Origin of the sequence: Vibrio sp. 10N.261.55.A10 (assembly GCF_041470825.1) — a bacterium.
In the GTDB taxonomy this organism is placed as follows: Bacteria; Pseudomonadota; Gammaproteobacteria; order Enterobacterales; family Vibrionaceae; genus Vibrio; species Vibrio crassostreae_C.
The window spans coordinates 1,521-1,853 of record NZ_JBFRNC010000085.1 but is presented as its reverse complement, the minus strand read 5'-3'; the positions used below and the strand labels follow the sequence as shown (position 1 = coordinate 1,853).

At 39.3% G+C, this 333-nt stretch carries 1 protein-coding gene; it reads right to left on the bottom strand.

Features of this window, described 5'->3' with window-relative positions; all coding sequences use genetic code 11:
• Positions 1–25: 25 nt before the first annotated feature.
• On the bottom strand, positions 26–333 hold a 308-nt coding region (locus tag AB4274_RS20690), incomplete at its 5' end, for a transposase (RefSeq protein ID WP_372113076.1).

The following is a 333-nucleotide window of genomic DNA, read 5'->3' as shown; positions in this document are numbered from 1 at the left end:
GGTTCAATTATACCAATCCGGAAAATTAACTGATCAGGTCAATCCAATCTCTTGTACACATTTTTGTGACGCGATCTTTGCACTCAAGAAATCCATTCCAAGCGCTACAGACCTTCGAAACAATATCGTTATAATCAATGAAGTTTTGGTTTGCTAGATAGTGTTGCCTTAACCAACTCCACACTTGCTCTATAGGGTTAAGCTCTGGTGAGTATGGCGGCAATTTGATAATACTGACATTATCAAATGGGTTAGCAATATCATCGGTATGCCATCCTGCGCCATCCATTATTACCACTGAATGACGGTCTTTTTCTGTGACTTTAGATATCT